We start from the raw sequence: 21,452 nt of genomic DNA on the forward strand, positions 1-21,452 counted from the left end.
AATTTAAATTGCCATACGTGATTTATATATTTTTTAGGGAGTTGATATGACGAACAATAAAGCTGAACGGATCCAAAAATGTGCTGAGAAACTGTATATTTCTTATGGTTTCCATGGGACATCGATGCAAATGATAGCGAAGGAAGCAGGAATCTCGGTCGCAACGATTTATACCCACTTTGAAAATAAAGAAGCACTTATTCGTACCATTTATCGTCAGATATTTACCGATATACTCAGTTGCACTTTAGACGGGTTTAACACAACCCTTATTCCCTTCGAGCAATTCCGTAAATTATGGCTAGGTACTTATCATGCTTTTAAAATGAGACCATCCAGGATCTATTTTAAAAACCTCTATGAAAATTCGCCATTTTATACCCAAGAAGACTGTTTATGGACGGCAGAACAATGCCTTCAGATTGATGAATATTATCAACGTGGCATCAACACCGGTTTATTCAGGAATATTCCGCCATATTTGTTATTGCAATTAAGCTTGGGTTTTCTTTTTAATATTTCTCAGACTCAGCAAATAATTAAGTTTGAAATGACCGAGGAATTAGAGAATGAGCTTATCCAGGCGAGTTGGCAAGCCATCTTGGCTTAACACACCAAGATTTAATTATTATAAAACAGCGTACGCCGTAAATAAAAGAACGCCAATAACAATATCAGCATTCTTATTTATAGCATCATTTAATATGAATTGGGTAATCAACCACACCACATAGACTGCGATTTAATAGCACCCCACCAAAATAGGCGTTTCTTGCTCTATCTGCTGTAAACGTTCCTGCCACGACTGCAGCCAAATTTCCCGCTGTTCGGTCGTCACCCGCACTGGCGCGTAATGGATCTGAGGTTCCAAGACAGAAAAACCAGTGAACTCCAATATTCCCCGCTGTATTGGCCGCAAGATCGCTGTCAGGTCACCGTTAAAACCTTCCGGCGTATAAGCCTCTTGCGGGCCACCGGTTGTCAGTGACAGGAGGGCGCGTTTGCCCTTGAATACACCGGTTTCATAGATGTGTCCGCCGCCATAAGTACGCCCCATAGCAAACACCCGATCCACCCAGCCTTTGAGAATGGCCGGCATACCGAACCACCACAGAGGGAATTGCCAGATCATCAAGTCTGCAGCTTCTATTTTGCGGATTTCAGTCTCAATATCCGAAGCAAAACCACCCATTTCGGTTGCATGCATTTCTTCAAGCTGGAGTTTCAGGAAATCAGGATCTTTCACTGTGGTGAAGTTATAGCGATCCGAAACCGGGTTGAACCCCATACGATAGAGATCACTGGTCTGGACCGTATGGCCTGCTGCCTGGAGGGTTTTTATGGTCAGGTCGAATAATGCGCCATTGAAACTTTTGGGTTCCGGGTGAGCAAGAACAATCAATATATTCATTTTCTGATTCCTTACAGTCTCATTCAGGCGCCGCAGTCAGTCGCTCTCTGTTCCGGCCAACAATAATGACTTCCGTGCCGTTTGCAGCCAACAGCTGAGCTGTTGCCAGTCCAATACCACTACTACCGCCAATGATGATCACTCTTTGCATTTGCATATCCACTCCGTTAATTCACTTCCCGGGTTTAACCCCGGTGGTATGGAACAACTATAAAGAGTAGATAAGTATCTAACTAATGGATTATAGTTATTTCTAGTATCAGTATTTTGGATAGCTCGTGGATTTTTCTCGTCTCGATCTCAATCTGTTACGCACACTTGATGTGTTGCTTGCTGAATTGAATGTCACCCGGGCAGCACAACGTTTATCCCTTTCGCAACCCGCGGTCTCAGCCCAGCTAAAACAACTCCGCGAGTGGTTTGGTGACCCGCTGTTGTTACCTGCGGCCCGCGGTATGACACCCACTGCGCTGGCACTGAGTCTGCAACAACCACTGCGTGATGTTTTGGCCTCGCTGGGTTCACTGGTCAGCAGTAGTCAAAGTTTTGAGCCAACAACCAGTCAGCAAACTTTCCATATCGTCGCCACGGACGCCGTGCATGCCACGATCAGTGCACCTTTAGCCGCTTACTTGCAGCATCAGGCACCGGGAGTGCGTCTTGCGCTATACACACCGCAAGCCGAACATCTGGTTGAACAGTTGGCCAGCGGCGAACGGGATCTGGCGCTTATCACACCACAAGCGATGCCACCCCTGCTGCGTGCTCAGACGCTGTATACCGAAACCTTTTTGTGTGTGATGCGACGCGATCATCCTGCTGCATTAAATGCCCTGACACTGAGTCAATATTGCCAACTGGAACATGCCATGGTGTCGCCTAGTGGAGGTGGATTTCAGGGGATTGTCGATGAAGCCTTAACAAGGCTCGGCTATCAGCGTCAGGTAAAAATATCTTTACCGAGTTTCATGGTCGTCCCAACATTGCTGGAACAAAGCGATTATGTCGCGACCGTTCCTGCTCGTCTGGCTCTCACCTGGCAACATACGCTGGCGGTATTACCACCACCCTGCGAATTGACCAGTTTCGAAATACAACTTGGTTGGCATCCCCGCCAACATGCCGATCCGGCCCAGCGGTGGTTACGAGACCAAATAAAACGGATAGCTCAACACAGCACATGACTGATTAAATGTCACACAACTCATATCACCGTCAGATAATGCAACAAGTTTGTGTCCGGTATTAGTTGACCGCTACATATGTAGACATTTTATTAATATGCATGGACTCTGGACCCACCACCAGATTTAGCCTGATACATTCGGGTATCAGCACAAGAGGCCAGCTTGTCAATATTGTCACCATCGGTGGGCGCACAGGCAATACCAATACTGGTACCAATCACCAATTCGACATCCCCCCAGTGAATGGGGCTCGATATGATATTAATCAGCTTGTTACTGATCATTTGCAAATAAACTTTATCGCTGAGATCTTCCAGCAAGATAATGAATTCGTCTCCCCCCATGCGTACCACGGTGTCTTCTTGGCGAACAGTTTCCCGCAGCCGTTTGGCCGTTTCTTTAAGCACAGTATCTCCGGCATCATGTCCATATCGATCATTGATCATCTTGAACTTGTCCAGATCGACGAAAAATACCGCCACAATCGACCCATGACGACAGGAACGAGACAACATTTGTTTAAATCGCTCTTCCAGCAATAAACGATTCGGTAATCCGGTCAGTGAGTCATGATGAGCCTGATGATGTAACGCTGCTCGCTGGCGATCCAGTTCACCGAGTTTTTGCTTGATATCCAACTGCATCGCAGCCAACCCTCTCGCCAGAACGCCCACCTCATCCGTACGCCCGACCGGCAAGCGAATATGGGCATGTGATTGTTCAGGAAATTGCCTGACTTCAGCAGCGATTTGCCTTAAGGGCCGAGTGAACATTCTGGCCAACCAAATGGCCAGCACCACCGCGATACAACCGAACCCTAGAATAACCGGAATGGTCGAGGTTGTGAGCGTTCGCGTGCTGGCTAAGACAAGATCGAGCGATTGAGCCAATCCAAGGACAAAAAAACGTGATGGATCAATATCAGCGCTGCTGACACGAACAAACGCGGCGGCAACGGGTCGTTCCTTGCCTGCAATAGAGCTTTGCGTAGCAAATACGGAGTTTTTCTTGTTGCCATTGAATAAGACGGCAGTTTCAGGAAACTGATCCTGCACGCGCGCACTACGACCTCGGTCGAACGCAAATGCCATGGCAGGGTTAGGATGTACGATGAATTCTCCTTCCTGGTTTGCTATATAGAGTTCATGATCTTTGGGCAGATCTTCTCCAAGTAAGGCAAAGATACCGTTCATGCTCACATTCACAACAATAACACCCACTGGTTGCTCGATATAATCAGCAAAGATAGGAACCGAAATACGTAGCGTGGGCATCTCGGTTCCAGCATGGGCACCAAGTTCATGGTTAATCAGCATAGGGGAACAATACACACCTCCTCGATGAAGTTTTAACGCTTCAAATACATAGGGGTAATGCCCTTTCTCCTGTAAATCTAGACCTTCGATACGGATAAACTGATTGGCGCTTTCTCTGTCAACCCGAACACGTTCCAAACCATGTGCAGAGGTGCTGATTAGCCGGATCTGGTAATACTCCGGGTTAAAACGCATCTGAGACGTAAACTGTGTGGCGAGCTCGTCCGCCATCGGCTTGGTTGCGGGAGAATCAGGCGCCAGCAGGAGGCCAATTGCATCAGGTGAATCAGCCAAGCGGCGTGCATCCTGCTCGACAGCACTAATCACATTGATGATGCGCCGTCCAAGCACCTGCGTCGTCGTTAGCAGGCGTTCCTGTGCCGCGTTTCTAAGTAACTCTCTGCTGGCATGATAAACATGTAATGCAGTCACGCCACTGATCAACAAGGCAAATACAGCCAACAATATGGCTAGTTTAGCTGCAATATTAAGCCTCAATTAGACATCACCTTTTCCAAGCGATCCTCCGAGATGATGTGATGCCACAACAGCGTGCGTTTATTGACATCTTCAGGAGGTTGCAGCCAATACAAAATATCTTTATTTCGGTCGGGGTTATCAACGAGCGTACTGGAGAGCCCTTGCCGCTCCACCAGATAATTGCTGACCACTGGATCAAGCATATGATTGATCCACGCTTCCGCAAGCCGTTTATGCGAAGAACGAGCCGTTATGGCCCAACAGTCTAACCATGCCAATGCGCCTTCCTTAGGAATGGTATAGCCCACATCAAGCCCCGCCGATTTAAATGTCTGCAGTTGTTGCGAACCATAGTTGGCAAACAGCACAACAACATGGTTGTCACGATATAAGCGCAATGCCTCTTCAGGTTGTGAGTAAAAGGCAAGTACATTACGCCTCAAATCAATTAAATCTGCAGCGAGCTTTTCCCATTCGTCACTGGCAATCTGAAATGGATTGTGACTACCGCGTCGGAGTGCGGCCAGAGAGAAATTATGGACACCACCATCGTAAGCCAACACCCGGCCACTGAAGCGGGGATCCCACATGACAGAAATGGATTCGGGCGGTTTGGGAAAGGTTTTCTTATCGTAAATCAGCCCCATATCAGCATAGGTGTAGGGGATCGCGTAGAGCTTATTATTCTTGACGATGCCTGGCACAGAATTGACATCTCGAAACCGGGAAACCTGTCGTTGCGTATTGGGCAAATGCGACCGATCCAGCGGCATGACCAGTCTGGCTGCGATATAACGCGATAATTCGGCGGTATTGACCGCAAACACATCGAAACCGGGATCTTTATTTGCGCTGATCTTATTCCAGAGTACATCATCGGAATCAATCTGTGTCACTTCCACCCGGGCACCAGTTTGTAACTCAAATTGCTTCACAGCATCAGGATCGGCATAGCCTGGCCAGGCCAGTACGCGTAATACCTCCGCAGCCAATGCAGACTGAGCACTGACTATCAGCAACAACAGAAACATTACGCATCCATTCTTCATTGCCATCTCCGAACTGCCTGCAGCAAGCACCTTTATCAGGAAAAGCCATTAAGCATAACTCATGAAGAATCGTTCACATTATCATTTTGCTGTACATGTGGAAAAATGAATAGCAACGCGATGAGCACTATGATTATAGAATAGTTCAACTGATGTATATTCAGTAATGCCAGTATTGGAACCGCCAACTTCGGGATCTGTCGTATTCATCCCGATAATTGTTTTCTTGCTTGATGAAATCCAGATTCAATGGCTATTGCGTTGAATCCTCAATTTCTACCAGATATCCTCATGCACGTTGACTGTTTATTATATTTTTGACTGCCAGCAAACCTGATTCCGGCCATTCTGTTTTGCCTGATACAGTAGTTGATCCGCTGATTCCATCGCGTCAGTCAGAGATGTATTTCCTTTCGGCACTAATGTCACCCCACCAATACTGACGGTAATTTTACCCACCGGAAGATCAATCCGTTCCATGGCTTGTCGGATTTGATCAGCCATCACGGCACTGGTGGAGGCATCTACCCCACTAAATACCAGCACAAATTCTTCCCCCCCTAACCGCGCAGTAAAATCGCCTGTGCGGCGTAACATGTTACGAATAGCACCCGCAACCGCTTGTAGCACATCATCACCTCTGGCATGACCATAGGTATCATTGAAACGTTTAAAGTGGTCGACATCCAGAATGGCCAATGATAGAGGTTGTTCGGTTTGTTCATGCCGCATCCATTCATTTTCAATGACTTGTTCAAATTTACGGCGATTGGGTATCCCCGTCAGGCCATCAAGGTGCGCGAGCTGATCTAAAAGACGACGCTGGTGAATCATTCGTAATACATTGCGAATACGCGCCTGTACGATCGTCGGATGAAATGGTTTCGATATGTAATCGGTGGCTCCCAGCAGGAAGCCTGTTTCTTCATCTTCCACATCATTGTGAGAACTGATGATGACAATATCGATCTCTCTGGTGAGAACATGACTACGCAACGCGCGCATGATTTCGTCTCCCCTCATATCCGGCATTACCATATCCAGCAAAATCAAATCAACAGCCTGTTTTGATACCAGCTCAAGCGCAGCAGAACCGCTGGACACCGTTATGATGTCACCATCGTGCTCAAGTAATGAACTCAACATTTGCCGGTGGATCAGTTCATCATCAATCACCAGGATCTTGGGGAGATGTTGTTTGTCTTGTATCTTTGTTTCTAATTCCGCAGGGTGTGATTCGTGATTGTTAATGGCTATCACCGGAATCGATTTTATGATGTCAAAAACGGCCATCAATAAAACATGAATATTGGCCACCAGTTTCTTGGCCAAAATAGCCCGTGAGGCCCTGGCTTCCTGTCGTCGGAATAACAGCTCCAACTCCTGGGCGGCGAGAGATAAGGCATCAGCACCGATATAGCGGGAAACAGATTTCAGATTGTGCGCGACCCGTTCTAATTCAGCCCATTTTTCCTGTTCGACCATGATGAGGAGCTGCCGCCCTTGATCGCTGTATTCATCACGGAATGAGCTTAAAATTTGCTGGTAAAGATAGGGATTATTGCCAACCCGTGAAAAACCCAGGATCACATCGAGCGCAATTTCTGACGGAGCATCATGTATTGTCAGACTCTCATGTTCGGCTAGGGGTTGTTTAAATGCCTCCCTTGATTCCGAATCGCCAATACTCCAGCGGTAGATCAGTGAATACAGGGTATCAGGCTCAAATGGCTTGATCATGAAATCGTTCATGCCCGCTTTCAGGCATCGTTCACGCTCTTTCGGATCATCGAAGGCCGTCATGGCGATAATCGGTATGACATAGCCCTTATCCCGCAACCAGTAAGTCGCGGTAATGCCGTCCACTTCAGGCAGATCCACATCCATCAGAACCAGATCAAATTTGCCCCGAGATGCCTGTTCAATACCGTCTTTACCATTTTCAGCGATTTGAACACTCACACCAACCCGCTGTAGGGTTTCCAGCGCCACCTGACGATTAATTACGTTGTCTTCCACCAGCAAGACTTTCAGATCATGTAGCATGTTGCGCCAGTCGTTTGCTGGTAATCGCGAGATCGAAGTGCGAGCACCTAAACCGATAACCGACATGATGGCATTACTCAGTAATGAACCATAGAACGGCAATGGCAGTAATTCTGTATTCGAGTCACCACCCAGCGATGCCCGGTATTTTTCTTCCTCCGATTGAGGATAGAGAAATAATACCGGTATCGTTTTCCATGCAGGCAGTGAGCGTAACTTACGTAATAACGTAATACCGTCAATTGCGCCAATGTGATGTGTGATTAACAACATATCTGGCGAGAGGATCTCGTCGCTCAATTGCCCACTGAGCCATTGCTGAATCAGAAGCTCATGACCCAACGCCTGAACAGACCCACCCAGCCGTAGCAAATGGTCGGATAGTATCGCTGCCACTTCAGGTTGATTATGTAAAATCAGCCATTGTTTATTACAAACAAAACCGAGCGTGCCCGATACACTGTCGGGGCGATAGCCAACGAGCAAAGAGAAGATAAGTTGAGTTCCGCCGCCCACAGCACTGGATACCTTCATCTCCCCGCCCATCAGACCTATCAATTGCTGACTGATGGCCATTCCCAAACTGTTGCGTCCGGTATGTTGAACACCGTTCTGATTAGCCCTTTGAAAAGGCTTAAACAGTAAAGGGATCTGTTCAGCAGAAACGCCCGCCCCGGTGTCGGTGATTTCAAACAGCAAGCAAAACTGAGACTCGGTAGGCTGACCGGCCTTGATCCGCAATAACACGTGGCCCTTATCGGTTGATTGGATTGCATGACTTAACAAGTTCATCAATATCTGTTCAATTCGTACCGGGTCACCCAGCAAAAAACGAGGAATATCAGGCGACAAATCAATAATCAGGGAGAGATGTTTTTCACTGCAACGCGGGCTTAATATGCTGCTCAGGCGATGAACCAATTCCTCTAACGCAAATGCGGTGAAGGTCAGTTCCAATTGATTGGCCTCAATCTTCAAATAATCCAGTAACTCATTTACCTGCGTATTCAGAAGCGCTGCGGATGCTCTGATCTTATTCATCTGTTCTCGCTGGGTTGATGTCAGGGAAGAGCCCAGCACCAGCCGGATCAACCCCGTCATAGCCTGTAACGGTGCACAAAATTCGTCGGTTACCAGCGATAAGATCTGAGATTTTGTTTCATGGCCTTGCGTGGCCTCTTGTGCACGGCGTAGCAAAACACCTGATTTAAATCGAAACAGAGCATAACTGATGCCAATCAGAGACATCATCATGAATACGGTGGCGAATAAAGAGTGCAACAAGGTATCAGACATGAATGTGAGCTTATTTTCGTCTGCAAGACCCACCCTGCCAATTTGCGTTAAAGCCAGCGAATGCGACAGTGACAAGTGCAACACCATGCCGGATATCAGCAACAGACTCGACAAAATAACCTGCCGTCGTGAATAAACGATCTCTTTCTGTTTAAGTAGTATGGGTTGCCGCCATTTTTGTATTGATACTGAACCAAATAGCAATGCAGGAATTAACATCCAACTCGTCATCCAATTGGATAACCACCACTGTTGCCATATCAGTGTAGACCCAACCGACAGCGTATTACTCAGCAGCAGTTCAGCCCCAGCACCAACCGAACAACCGATCAATGTCACAAACAAAAAAGGCAACCAGGCGTAAAGATTTCTTAAATTGAGCGAGAGAGGCAGGGAACGATATGTTTGAACTATCAGAAAAAAACAGAGGAGATGGCTGACGGTATAGGTTAGTACGGAAGCAATATCGCTGGATAAATCAAGCCGCAGCAGAATGCAGACAAAAAAGGGAATCAGCCCCCAGCGAACGCCGAACCATAACACACTCAACAAACTGACAGCGATAGCTGGATCAGCAGACAACGTTAAGCCATGATAATGCACAGAAAGCCAGTGCTGATATCCATGAAAAACAGAGGTAGCACTCGTCAGCACACCGGCAAGCAGCAGTGTCACCAGCCAGACAAACTTGCCACTTGGTTCCGTCTCAACGGTAAGCAGTGTGCGGTATGATAAATCCTGATAGAGAAAGTCTTTTGATGAATTTTCCATAGCATTCATTGCGCCTTCAATTTTTCAGACGAATCGCTTACATTGACTGCGTCTTTTGATTTTTGTCATTTCAAGCTTTCAACCGGGTGTCATCCGCTTTCCCGAGGAATTTCTTCATGCTCACCATCAAGGCCGCCACATTTCCTGTCAGCTCCCACAAAAAATTAGCTGTTTCATCTTTCGCTTTGAACGTTGGCGAATGTTGTACCGTGATCGGTAACAATGGAAGTGGTAAGACTTTAATGGCACGTATGCTCAATAAAGAGTTAGTGAATGACTCTGGAGAGTTTATACATAAATTAGACTCTGAAATGGTCTCTTTTGAGAAACAGATTAAACTCTATGATGAAGAATGGCAACGAACGAATACCGATATGCTGGGCGCGGAAGAGGAAATTGCCACCCGGGTTGAAAACATCATCCAGCGTGAACGACAGGACGCTGCCTATTGCCTGAAACTGGCACAACAGTTTGGTATTGCACATCTGCTCCAACAGCCTTTTACGGCATTATCCAGTGGCGAAGGACGCAAGGTTTTGCTGGCGCAGGCGCTGATGAATCAACCCCAATTATTGATATTGGATGAACCATTTGACGGGTTGGATGTTCATGCACGCAGCCAGCTGATGTCGATACTTGAGCAATTATTACAAACGGGCATGACGCTGGTTCTGATCGTCAATCGTTTAGATGAAATTCCTACTTTTGCACAACAGTTAGGCTGGATCCTGGACTGCCAGTTTTCTCAACTATACGACCGAGGCACCTTCTTTGCAGATCCCCTGACCACACAGCTCTTGTGCTGTACCGCCCACGATGCCATTTTACCACCGCCTCCCTTGAGTGCAGCCAAAGCGGAATGTATTTCAGAGACACTGGTGGAGCTGGAGCGGATAAAAGTCAGCTATGAAGAGCGAGTCATTCTGGATGAACTCAACTGGAAGCTAAATCGAGGAGAACACTGGCACATTGCTGGCCCCAACGGATGTGGTAAAACCACATTGTTGCATCTGATCACGGGGGATCACCCCCAGTGCTATAGCAATAAAATTACCCTGTTTGGACGCCGTCGGGGAACCGGTGAAAGTATCTGGGAAATAAAACAGCACATGGGAATTGTCAGCCCGGCGCTGCATTTGGCTTACCGCGTAGCCGGAACCCCACTGACCGTGATCTTGTCTGGCTTTTACGACTCCATCGGGCTTTATCAACAGCCAGGCGATCAGGAACTGACTCTCGCCCGACAATGGCTGAAATTACTGGGGATGGCATCGCTCGAGCAAGCCTCTTTTTTACAGTTATCTTACGGACAGCAACGTTTGCTGCTGATTGCGCGAGCCTTAGTCAAACACCCAGCCCTGCTGATTCTAGATGAACCGCTGCAAGGGCTGGACAGCTTGAACCGCCATCTGGTGCTGCAATTCATCGATCATCTGATCGTCAACAGCACCAGCCAGTTGCTCTATGTTTCGCATCATGCGGAAGATGTACCTCGCTGTATCACCCACCGATTACAGTTCATGCCTGAATCAAGCGGTGGCTATAGCTATCAGTTCAGCAAGCTGTAAATCAGTCGAGTTTTTTCTGCCAGAACAGGGCTTGCCCTTGTGCCGGATCAAGCTCATAAGCTGCAAAACCACTGCGCAGATAGGTATGCTGCGCGGTTTGATTCCCCGATAACACCTCCAGCGTTAACTTGCAGCAATCCTGTTCCCGGGCAATCTGCTCGATTTGCTGTAACAGAGCCCGAGCAATCCCCTGCCCACGAAAGGCTGGAGCAACGGCGAGATCATGGATGTTGATCAACGGCCGCCCGGCAAAGGTAGATACGGTTTTGAACGCATTCAGGAGTCCGACCGGTTTGCTGTTCTGATAAGCGATCAATGAAAGGGCTGCCGGACACTGCTGTAACGCAGCGGGTAATTGTAAACGACATGATTCAGAGAGTGGCTCTGCCCCGCCCTGAGGATCTTGTGCATACAGATCCAGCAGAAGCAGCAGATCCGCCATCTGCAGCGGGTTTTGATAATCCACCGTAATAATTTTCAGCATAATTTTTCCTTTATATTTTTTATCTCAAACAATCTATAGACTTACGACGCTGACACAATTTGCTACACATTTCACATAAATTTGTGACCAGTAATATTTAGGTTGAATCTGCCAGAAGGCGATTTGGAGAGTTTTTATGAAATACCGTCGGATCATATCGTTATTGATGGCCACTGCATTGTTACCTCTGGCGCAGGCACAAGCCAGACCCCATTTTGATGGCCCCGGCTGGGGTGGTGACCATTGGGAACATGAAGAGCATCACCACGACCATGATCGTGGTTTCTACCCAGGCCCGGTTCGGGTGTATGGCCCGAGATATTATGAAGCGCCTCGTTATACCATCATGCCGCCCGGTTATAAAACCGTGATTGCTGCAGGAGTAACCTATTTTGTCTTGAATGAACTGTGGTATCAGATGCATGGCGGAGTTTATGAACAAGTGCCAGCCCCAGCATCCAGCAATGTCACCATTATTAATAACGGCGCAACCACCACGACCATCGCCAATACCGGATCTGTCATGAATGTGGTTGATGTGAATGGTAGCCGCTATTACGTGCAGAATGGCCGTTATTACCGTCGAACCCCGGATGGCCAATATCTGGAAGTATCACCACCGAATTACTAAACCACAAAGCAGTTTCATCAGGTCTGAAACTGCATGGTCACGTGGCGCAATTGAGCCGTCAATTGCGCCAATGATTGACTGGACTCTGCGGTTTGATTCGCCCCTTGAGCAATTACGCTGACAGAGGCATGGATAGTATCGATGTTCCTGTTCAAATCTTCTGCCACACTGTTTTGTTGTTCGGTCGCACTGGCGATTTGATTCGTCATATCCGCAATTGCTTGCACGGCTTGGGCAATTACCGCAATCCGATCCCCGGCTCGATGAGCTTCCTCCACACTGGTTTGAACGCGATGACCACTGCGCTGCATAGCCTGCACCGCCTCTTCACTGCGGTTTTGTAAATTACCGATGATGTTGTGAATTTCCTGCGTGGATTGCTGTGTTCTTTGAGCCAGTGAACGTACCTCATCGGCCACTACCGCAAACCCGCGTCCTTGTTCACCGGCTCGTGCCGCTTCAATAGCCGCATTCAACGCGAGCAGGTTGGTCTGTTCTGCTATGCCGCGAATGACATCTAAGACCATGCTGATTTTGCTGCTATCTTCTGCCAGCGAGGTGATCAGTTGGGTGGTTTGCGCCACATCATCGGCGACCGACTGAATCGCGCTAATGGTACGCGTCACCACCTGCCCACCATCGAATGCTTCGGCTGCCGCATGTTGCGCCTCTTGCGCGGCATGCCCCGTACTGCGGGCCACTTCAGTGACCGTAGTGGTCATTTCATTCATGGCCGCCGCTAACGAGGTTAATTCCTGCTCCTGAGTGCCGATGCTGGACGCAGAAGTTCTAGCAACCTGTTTCCCCGTCTCAACCTGATCGCTCATGTGGTTCACCGTTTGGGCAACCTGAACAATCAACCGTTGCAAGTTGTTTTGCATATCGGCAAACGCTTGCGCGAGGGTCCCAATTTCATCCCGATTGAAATGAGACAGGGACATGGGATTAGACAGATCGCCCGAAGCAATACGTTTCGCTTGCTGTAACAGAGAATGCAGCGGTTTACGGATCTGCGCACCCACACCGAGCGCACTGAGCAGAACTAAAAATAAAGCCAGCGCAATCAGCACCGCAATTTGCCAGATCGAATGCTGAAATAGTGAAGTAGCAGCCTGCGAAGTCTCTACCGATTTCTGGTTGAGTGTTTGTTCCAGTACCGCTAAGGTCGCCTTTAGCTGCTGATACTGTGGTAACCCTTCTTCTGTGATCAAATCTTTGGCATCAGAGGTATTACCTTCATCCAGCATGGTCTGAAATTGCTGTTGCAATGCTTCATATTGGTGCCATTGGGCAAGGAGTTTCTGCTGCAATGCCTTTTCCTGAGGCAGCGTCAGCCATTGCGATGTCTCTTGGAATATCGCCGCAATTTGTGTTTTGTATTGTTTTAACGCAGCCAGAAACTGTTGCTTTTCTTCACTGGTGCTGAATCCAGCCTGACGTAGCTGAATTTGACGAAAATCAGAAACCGTGACGTCCATCCGCAGAATGCTGATAAGGCCCGGTTCGACATTGCCCGTAACGTATTCGATTTGCGTATTTAAACGCTGCAATAAATAGGTGCTGAAACTGCCAAGCCCCACCACCAGCAAACCAATGATGCCAAAGCTGACGCCCAACTTACGCCCAATCGATAAATGTCGAAATCCCCACATACTGACCCCATACTCCCTTTTGCGTTCTGAATGAATACGCAAAAAAAGTGCCAAACTGAGGTCAAGTTAGAAGATCCTGCTGTTATTGTGCCCAGCGAGGGGCGATTGTTTGCTGAATTTGTAAGTGATCCAGAATTCTGGCGACCATAAAATTCACCAGCTCATCGATCGTCGTCGGTTTATGATAAAACCCCGGCGAGGCCGGTAAGAGCGTTGCCCCCAGCTGCGTCAGTTTCAGCATATTTTCCAAATGGATGGCGGAATAAGGCGTTTCTCGCGGAACCAGAAGCAAATGTCCGCGCTCTTTCAATACCACATCGGCTGCCCGTTCAATCAGGTTGTCTGACATGCCATGAGCAATGGCTGCCAGAGTGCCCATGGAACAGGGGCAAATCACCATCTGTTTCGGCGCGGCTGACCCGGAAGCTACCGGAGAAAACCAATCTTCCTTCCCATACACCCGCAACTGCTGTTCATCGCAGCCATAATGTTGGATCAGGAACTGCTGACAAGCCTGCGGCTCTGCAGGCCACGTCAGCTCAAGTTCGGTTGCCAACACTACATTGGCCGCGGAAGAAAGCAGCAAATGCACCTGACAGCCAGCCTGAAGTAATTGTTCCAGCAGACGAACACCGTAAATGGCACCTGACGCACCCGTGATCGCCAATGTGATCGCCCGCATGGTGGATTACTCCTGTGTATGTTGTTGCGTTAGTTTAGCCAATAATTTGCCATGTATGCCTTCAAAGCCACCGTTACTCATCACCAGAATGTGATCGCCTGGTTTGGCCTCGGCGACCAACATGTCGACCAGATGATTGATATCATGCTGTACTGTTGTCGGGATCGGCGACTTCGTGGCCAGTTGGTGAATATCCCAACCCAGCCCGGTTGGGGCAAACAGATAGGCTTTATCTGCCTGCACCAGACTCTTGATCAGTTCGCTTTGATGCACGCCCATTTTCATGGTGTTGGATCGTGGCTCCAGCACGGCCAGAATGCGAGCCGTACCCACTTTGGCACGCAGACCTGCGATGGTCGTTGCAATCGCTGTCGGATGGTGCGCAAAGTCATCATAGACCTTGATATTGGCGATATCGCCACGCAGTTCCATACGACGTTTCGGCATCACAAACGCATTCAGGGCAGCAATACCATCCTGCACACGGACACCCGCATGCCGTGCGGCTGCGATTGCCATCAGACCATTGTGCACATTGTGACGACCGAGTCCGCTCCAGTGCACCTCACCCAGGCTCTCGCCATTGAGGATGACGTCAAATGCCGAACCATCTTCTTTCAGTAACTTCGCCTTCCAGTTCGCGCCGTCACCTTCCACCAGTTCGACTTCCGTCCAGCATCCCATGGTACGCACTTCAGCCAGCGCCGGATCATGTGCCGGCATCAGGATGCGACCATTACCCGGCACGGTACGTACCAGATGATGGAACTGGCGTTGAATCGCTGCCAGATCGGGGAAGATATCCGCATGATCGTATTCGAGGTTGTTCATGATCAACGTGCGCGGGCGGTAATGAACAAACTTGGAGCGTTTATCAAAAAAGGCACAGTCATATTCATCGGCTTCGATGACAAAGAACGGCGCCTTGCCGAGACGCGCAGAGAACGGGAAATTACCCGGAACCCCTCCGATCAGGAACCCCGGCTCCAGCCCGGCATGTTCCAGAATCCACGCCACCATGCTCGAAGTTGTGGTTTTACCATGTGTACCGGCCACACCGATAACCCAGCGCTGCTGCAATACATTATCGCGCAGCCATTCCGGACCCGAGGTATAAGGTAGGTTGCGGTCCAGCACATATTCCACACAAGGATTACCACGGCTCATGGCATTACCAATGATCACCATATCCGGTGCCGGATCGAGTTGTGCGGGATCATAGCCCTGAACCAGAGAGATCCCCTGCTCTTCCAATTGTGTACTCATCGGCGGATAAACATTGAGATCAGAGCCTGTTACTTCATGGCCCATCTGTTTTGCCAGCACTGCAATGCCACCCATAAAAGTGCCGCAGATGCCCAGAATGTGAATATGCATATCGGTTTACCCGAATTAATGAAAACTAAAACGCTGATTCTAATGAAGCAATGCACTTTGTGCCATCACTCTGCAGTGCTGGTTGGTAGCGATTTATTGCCGCATCGCTATAATAAGGGCTCTGCAACCTACTATTACTTTTAAAAGGGAAACGCCATGAGCTTGAATTTGGTTCCTGCTGGAAAAGAGCTGCCGGAAGATATTTATGTAGTTATTGAAATTCCGCAGAATGCTGATCCAATCAAATATGAAATCGACAAAGCATCAGGTGCTGTATTTGTAGACCGTTTCATGGCGACTCCAATGTTCTACCCATGCAACTACGGTTACATCAACAACACCCTGTCTCTGGATGGTGATCCAGTTGACGTGTTGGTTCCAACACCCTATCCGCTGGTTCCTGGTTCTGTGATCCGCTGCCGTCCGGTTGGCGTGCTGAAAATGAGCGACGAAGCCGGTCAGGATGCCAAACTGGTTGCGGTGCCACACACCAAACTGACTAAACTGTATGATCACATCACTGACGTGCATGAACTGCCTGAACTGCTGAAAGGCCAGATCAAACACTTCTTCGAGCGTTATAAAGAACTGGAACACGGTAAATGGGTTAAAGTGGAAGGCTGGGGCGACAAAGCTGAAGCTATCGCTGAAATCGAAGCGTCTCTTGTTCGTTACGAAGAAAGCAAATAATTGTTACAACAAAAAAGCCATGCAATGCATGGCTTTTTTGTCTCAGGATCTGCAGACCCTTTGTGATTATCGTGTGTTGTTACGAATACAGATAAACTGCCAACCCAATTACCAGTGCAATGTACACCAACAGTAAAACGAATAACTTGGTTCTCGGCATCTTATTGTCATTTTTCATTATGCTACATCCTCGCAGACCTCGCGTCTGGTCTACCGCTTAACAATAGCATAACAATTTTGTTAACTCTATCTGTACAACTAATAGACTATGGTTAATTCCTGATCTGATTCACAGCTTACTCACGTCGTTTCAGCAAGACATCGGCACTTGTTAATACAACAGGCTGCGTGATTGCAATTGTGCTAACAATTCAGCAACGACCTCATCCACTGTGCGACCATGATTATGAATATGTACTTCAGGGTTTTCCGGTGCTTCATACGGATCAGAGATCCCGGTGAAATTTTTGATTTCTCCGGCGCGGGCTTTTTTATACAAGCCTTTCGGATCGCGTTGTTCACACTCGGCCAGTGGTGTATCGACAAAGACTTCGACGAATTCACCCTGCGGGAATAATCCGCGGATCGCATCACGATCGGCCCGGTACGGCGAAACAAAGGCTGCCAGCACGACCAGACCTGCATCAACCATCAGCTTGGCAGCTTCACCGACACGACGCAGATTTTCCTGACGATCTTCCGTTGAAAAACCCAAACCTTTGCACAGCCCATGACGCACGTTGTCACCATCCAGCAGATAGGTATGCACCCCCCGACGGAAAAGTTCCTGCTCTAACGCCCCCGCAACGGTCGATTTACCGGAACCCGATAAGCCGGTAAACCACAGCAGAAAGGCCTTATGCCCTTTTTGTTCAGCCCGAGCGGCTTTATCAATGGCATGCTCATGCCAGACGATGTCTTTACTCATTTAAAATAGATCCTGAAAAGCAAAGAGGTAACCCGCCGGTTACCTCTGATAAACCAATTACAGTTTGCTGATATCCAGCGCCTGCCAGTGTGGAAAATGTTTACGCACCAGCGCATTCAATTCCACTTCAAATTCACTGAATTGCGTCTTGGTGGTCTTATCTGCCAGCGCTTCCACCACCATACCAGCCCCGATGGTCACGTTACTCAGACGGTCAATCACGATGAAACTGCCGGTGTCCCGCACTTTATCGTAAGGATCAACGCCGACCTGATTAGTCAGAGACAATTCCAGCAGACCAATTTCATTCAGTTTCAGCTCGGTCGCTTCATGCTGCTCCAGTGTATTCACATCAATCCGGTGACGAATGGCATCAACATGCCCACGCGTCTTGCGGGTCGCCAGTTTGATATCGTACTGACGATGTGGCTGTAACGGTTCTTCCGTCATCCACACCACATGAGCCAGCACACGCTGCGTGATCTGGGTATCCGCATCCGGTGCCACCAGCAGATCGCCGCGGCTGATATCAATTTCATCTTCCAGTGTCAGCGTTACCGCTTCGCCCGGCAGTGCATAATCAAGATCGCCATCAAAGGTCACAATGCGTTTGACCTTGCTCTCTTTACCTGACGGCAATACTTTGACCACATCACCGGGTTTGATCACGCCGGCTGCAACTGTGCCCATGTAACCACGGAAATCCAGATTTGGACGCGACACCAATTGAACTGGCATGCGGAACGGCAGATCGACGTTGCGGGTCCCGACTTCGGCATTTTCCAGCAAAGTCAGCAGCGGCTCGCCGTCATACCACGGTGTTTGCTCGCTCTTGCTGACCAGATTGTCACCGTCCAGCGCAGAAATCGGTACGACTTTGATGTCGATCTTCGGCAAACCGGCCGCAAATTCCAGATACTCTTTTTTGATATCGTTGAAGACCTTTTCATCGAAATTCAGCAGATCCATCTTGTTCACCGCAACGATGAACTGGCGGATCCCCAGCAGGCTGGCAATGAAGCTGTGACGACGGGTCTGTTCCAGCACGCCACGACGCGCATCGATCAGGATGATCGCCAGATCACAGGTAGACGCTCCGGTTGCCATATTGCGGGTGTACTGCTCATGGCCCGGTGTATCGGCGATGATGAACTTACGTTTGGCCGTCGAGAAATAGCGGTAAGCCACATCAATGGTGATGCCCTGTTCACGTTCGGCCTGCAGACCATCGACCAGCAGCGCGAAATCCAGTTTTTCACCGGTGGTGCCGATCTTCTGGCTTTCTGATTTCAGTGTGTTCAGGTGATCTTCATACACCTGACGAGAATCATGCAGCAGACGACCAATCAGCGTACTTTTACCATCGTCCACACTACCGCAAGTCAGAAAACGCAGCAGGCTCTTGTGTTGCTGCTTTTTCAGGTAGGCTTCGATACCTTCTTCTTTGATTTCGTCGGCAATCGTTGTATTCATTGTTCTGTTCCTTAATCCGTTTCTGTAACCCGCAAACCTTAGAAATAACCCTGACGCTTTTTCAGCTCCATCGAGCCGGCCTGATCGCTGTCAATCAAGCGTCCTTGCCGTTCACTGGTGGTCGACACCAGCATCTCTTCGATGATTTCCGGCAGGGTTGAGGCTTCTGAATCGATAGCCCCGGTCAGTGGGTAACAACCCAACGTGCGGAAACGCACGGATTCCAGTTGCGGCTCTTCACCCGGATTAAGCGGCATACGCTCATCATCCACCATGATCTTCACGCCATCACGCTCAACCACCGGCCGCTTGGCTGCGAAGTACAGTGGAACGATTTCAATGTTTTCCAGATAGATGTATTGCCAGATATCCAGTTCGGTCCAGTTAGACAGCGGGAACACGCGAATGCTTTCGCCTTTGTTCACCTGACCGTTATACAGACGCCACAGTTCCGGACGCTGGTTTTTCGGATCCCACGCATGGTTCTTGTCACGGAAGGAATAGACACGTTCTTTGGCACGCGATTTCTCTTCGTCGCGACGCGCACCACCGAAAGCCGCATCAAAACCGTATTGGTTCAGTGCCTGTTTCAGCCCTTCGGTTTTCCAGATGTCCGTGTGCTTGGAGCTACCATGTTCAAATGGGTTGATGTTCATCGCCAAGCCGTCTGGATTCTGATGTACCAGCAGTTCCAGACCGTATTTCTTCACGGTCTCATCACGAAACTTGATCATTTCGCGGAATTTCCAAGTGGTATCAACATGCAGCAACGGGAATGGCAGTGTGCCCGGATAGAAGGCTTTACGCGCCAGATGCAACATGACTGAAGAATCTTTACCAATGGAGTAGAGCATGACCGGATTCTGAAACTCGGCCGCCACTTCACGGATGATATGGATGCTTTCCGCTTCCAACTGCTTCAAATGGGTTAATCGTGCGGTGTCCAGTTGCATATGCTTACTACTCCTGTTTACGCCCTTGCCTGACTATGCAGACAGTGATCAGGCAAGATTGATCAAATGTTCTTTGCCGGAGGCGATATCACCACCAAACCAGCTTAATGTATCGGCCAGTGCAGCCACTTCGCCGATCACGATCAGTGACGGGCTTTGTGCGCCTTTAGCCAGCTCAGGTAATTCTTGTAACGTGCCGCGTAACACCCGTTGTTTCACGGTAGTACCACGCTCAATCAGTGCCACCGGTGTTTCCGGCCGACGGCCATGCGCAATCAGGCGTTCCGTGATAGTTGGTGATCCAATCAGCCCCATATAAATCACCAGCGTTTGGTTACTGGCGGCCAGTGCTGCCCAATCCGGCTCTTCACCATCTTGTTTGCAATGCCCGGTGATAAAGACCGCACTCTGCGCACTGTCACGGTGTGTTAGCGGAATACCGGCATACGCCGTTGCCCCTGCTGCCGCAGTGATGCCCGGTACCACTGAATACGGGATACCTTCGGCACGCGCTGCCTGCAGCTCTTCGGCACCACGCCCGAACATAAACGGATCGCCACCTTTGAGACGCACGACACGTTTGCCCGCACGGGCATGGCTTAATAACAATTCATTGATTTCATGCTGTGGAACACTGTGTGCGCCGGCTTTCTTACCGACACTGATGCGCTCGGCATCACGGCGTACCAGATTCATCACTTCCGGCGAAACCAGTTGGTCATACAGCACCACTTCCGCCTGCTGGATCTGCTGTAACCCCTTCAGCGTCAGCAAACCGGCATCACCGGGGCCGGCACCGACCAGTACAATTTCACCACCGGCATAATCTTCGGCATCCAGTTGCTGTGCCATCCACTGTTCCGCCGCTTCGTGCTGCTCAGTTTCCAGCAGGGTGGCCAGTTGTGGTGAGGCGAAGGCCTTTTCCCAGAAACGACGACGTGAGGTGATGTCGTTCAGTTTCTGTTTGATCTTGTTCCGCCATTCACCGGAAAGCTCAGCCAGGGCGCCCAAATGTTTTGGTAATAACGCCTCTAACCGCTCACGCAGCATACGCACCAGCACCGGCGCCTTACCGCCACTGGATACCGCCACCATGATTGGCGAGCGATCAATAATCGATGGGAAGATGAAGCTGGAACGCGCCGGATCATCCACCACATTAACCCAGATGTTGGCCGCATCCGCTGCTGCCGCAACTTCCGCATTGACCTCTTCATCATCGGTTGCCGCCACTACCAGCATCTGGTTATGCAAATACTCAGGATTGAATCGAGCCGGAACATAAGTGTGTCCGACCAGTAATTCGGTCAGTTCTTCGTGTAAAGAAGGTGCCACCACCGTCAGTCTCGCACCGGCATCCAGCAGCAAACGCGCTTTCCGCAGTGCAATATCACCACCACCGACCAGTAATACGGCGCGATGATTTAATCTGGCAAACAGCGGTAGATAATCCATGAT

Annotated in this window: 18 protein-coding genes; 5 read left to right on the forward strand and 13 right to left on the reverse strand. The window is 49.1% G+C overall.

The features are described 5' to 3' along the window. Positions 1-46: 46 nt before the first annotated feature. The gene (locus H027_RS0104470; protein ID WP_024871327.1) at positions 47-610 is read left to right on the forward strand and encodes a TetR/AcrR family transcriptional regulator; all 564 of its coding nucleotides are present in this window, start codon (positions 47-49) and stop codon (positions 608-610) included. Between the two features lie 132 nt (positions 611-742). On the opposite strand, the gene H027_RS0104475 is transcribed toward H027_RS0104470, so the two are convergent. Together H027_RS0104475 and H027_RS18640 are read right to left on the reverse strand one after the other, a co-directional pair. After that, positions 743-1,411 (reverse strand): NAD(P)H-dependent oxidoreductase, encoded by a 669-nt coding sequence (locus H027_RS0104475; RefSeq protein WP_024871328.1) that lies wholly within the window; start codon positions 1,409-1,411, stop codon positions 743-745. 19 nt (positions 1,412-1,430) lie between these two features. Further along, positions 1,431-1,568 carry an SDR family NAD(P)-dependent oxidoreductase gene (locus H027_RS18640; protein ID WP_081741380.1) on the reverse strand — a complete coding sequence of 46 codons (138 nt, stop codon included), beginning with the start codon at positions 1,566-1,568 and terminating at the stop codon, positions 1,431-1,433. Positions 1,569-1,689: 121 nt separating this feature from the next. On the opposite strand from H027_RS18640, the gene H027_RS0104485 reads away from it, so the two are divergent. Further along, positions 1,690-2,595: a LysR family transcriptional regulator gene (locus H027_RS0104485; protein WP_024871329.1), complete on the forward strand. Its 906-nt coding sequence runs from the start codon at positions 1,690-1,692 to the stop codon at positions 2,593-2,595. A gap of 92 nt (positions 2,596-2,687) precedes the next feature. On the opposite strand, the gene H027_RS0104490 is transcribed toward H027_RS0104485, so the two are convergent. The 3 genes from H027_RS0104490 to H027_RS18265 all read right to left on the reverse strand — a co-directional run bounded on the left by H027_RS0104490 (position 2,688) and on the right by H027_RS18265 (position 9,556). After that, the gene (locus H027_RS0104490; RefSeq protein WP_024871330.1) at positions 2,688-4,412 is read right to left on the reverse strand and encodes a GGDEF domain-containing protein; all 1,725 of its coding nucleotides are present in this window, start codon (positions 4,410-4,412) and stop codon (positions 2,688-2,690) included. Beyond that, positions 4,409-5,443 (reverse strand): extracellular solute-binding protein, encoded by a 1,035-nt coding sequence (locus tag H027_RS0104495; RefSeq protein ID WP_051448951.1) that lies wholly within the window; start codon positions 5,441-5,443, stop codon positions 4,409-4,411. Before H027_RS0104495 ends, H027_RS0104490 begins: the two co-directional genes overlap by 4 nt. A 309-nt stretch (positions 5,444-5,752) precedes the next feature. After that, positions 5,753-9,556: a response regulator gene (locus H027_RS18265; RefSeq protein ID WP_161632443.1), complete on the reverse strand. Its 3,804-nt coding sequence runs from the start codon at positions 9,554-9,556 to the stop codon at positions 5,753-5,755. Positions 9,557-9,672: 116 nt separating this feature from the next. On the opposite strand from H027_RS18265, the gene modF reads away from it, so the two are divergent. Continuing rightward, positions 9,673-11,124, forward strand: coding sequence for a molybdate ABC transporter ATP-binding protein ModF (modF, locus tag H027_RS0104505; RefSeq protein ID WP_024871333.1), 1,452 nt, complete (start codon positions 9,673-9,675; stop codon positions 11,122-11,124). 1 nt (position 11,125) lies between these two features. Here the strand turns inward: modF and H027_RS0104510 are convergent, their stop codons facing one another. Then, positions 11,126-11,608 carry a GNAT family N-acetyltransferase gene (locus H027_RS0104510; RefSeq protein WP_038149162.1) on the reverse strand — a complete coding sequence of 161 codons (483 nt, stop codon included), beginning with the start codon at positions 11,606-11,608 and terminating at the stop codon, positions 11,126-11,128. 136 nt (positions 11,609-11,744) lie between these two features. On the opposite strand from H027_RS0104510, the gene H027_RS0104515 reads away from it, so the two are divergent. Beyond that, positions 11,745-12,239: a hypothetical protein gene (locus tag H027_RS0104515; protein WP_024871335.1), complete on the forward strand. Its 495-nt coding sequence runs from the start codon at positions 11,745-11,747 to the stop codon at positions 12,237-12,239. Between the two features lie 17 nt (positions 12,240-12,256). On the opposite strand, the gene H027_RS0104520 is transcribed toward H027_RS0104515, so the two are convergent. The 3 genes from H027_RS0104520 to mpl form a co-directional block, all read right to left on the reverse strand. After that, positions 12,257-13,891, reverse strand: a complete 1,635-nt coding sequence (locus H027_RS0104520; RefSeq protein ID WP_024871336.1) for a methyl-accepting chemotaxis protein — start codon at positions 13,889-13,891, stop codon at positions 12,257-12,259. An 82-nt stretch (positions 13,892-13,973) separates the two neighbouring features. Then, on the reverse strand, positions 13,974-14,573 hold the full coding sequence (locus H027_RS0104525; protein ID WP_024871337.1) for a flavin prenyltransferase UbiX: 600 nt from the start codon (positions 14,571-14,573) through the stop codon (positions 13,974-13,976). A gap of 6 nt (positions 14,574-14,579) precedes the next feature. After that, positions 14,580-15,950 carry a UDP-N-acetylmuramate:L-alanyl-gamma-D-glutamyl-meso-diaminopimelate ligase gene (gene mpl, locus H027_RS0104530; protein WP_024871338.1) on the reverse strand — a complete coding sequence of 457 codons (1,371 nt, stop codon included), beginning with the start codon at positions 15,948-15,950 and terminating at the stop codon, positions 14,580-14,582. Positions 15,951-16,106: 156 nt separating this feature from the next. Between mpl and ppa the strand changes: the two genes are divergently transcribed. Next, a complete protein-coding gene (gene ppa, locus H027_RS0104535; protein ID WP_024871339.1) occupies positions 16,107-16,640 on the forward strand; it encodes an inorganic diphosphatase in 534 nt (177 codons plus the stop codon). A gap of 331 nt (positions 16,641-16,971) precedes the next feature. Here the strand turns inward: ppa and cysC are convergent, their stop codons facing one another. Genes cysC through cysG form a run of 4 tightly spaced genes read right to left on the reverse strand, consistent with a single transcriptional unit; the run spans position 16,972 to position 21,449 of the window. Beyond that, on the reverse strand, positions 16,972-17,568 hold the full coding sequence (cysC, locus tag H027_RS0104545) for an adenylyl-sulfate kinase (protein ID WP_024871340.1): 597 nt from the start codon (positions 17,566-17,568) through the stop codon (positions 16,972-16,974). Between the two features lie 57 nt (positions 17,569-17,625). Then, positions 17,626-19,041, reverse strand: coding sequence for a sulfate adenylyltransferase subunit CysN (gene cysN, locus H027_RS0104550; protein WP_024871341.1), 1,416 nt, complete (start codon positions 19,039-19,041; stop codon positions 17,626-17,628). Positions 19,042-19,079: 38 nt separating this feature from the next. After that, positions 19,080-19,988, reverse strand: a complete 909-nt coding sequence (cysD, locus tag H027_RS0104555) for a sulfate adenylyltransferase subunit CysD (protein ID WP_024871342.1) — start codon at positions 19,986-19,988, stop codon at positions 19,080-19,082. A 54-nt stretch (positions 19,989-20,042) separates the two neighbouring features. Next, positions 20,043-21,449, reverse strand: coding sequence for a siroheme synthase CysG (gene cysG / locus H027_RS0104560; protein ID WP_024871343.1), 1,407 nt, complete (start codon positions 21,447-21,449; stop codon positions 20,043-20,045). Positions 21,450-21,452 lie beyond the last annotated feature (3 nt).

It is taken from the genome of Tolumonas lignilytica (genome assembly GCF_000527035.1).
Lineage (GTDB): Bacteria > Pseudomonadota > Gammaproteobacteria > Enterobacterales > Aeromonadaceae > Tolumonas > Tolumonas lignilytica.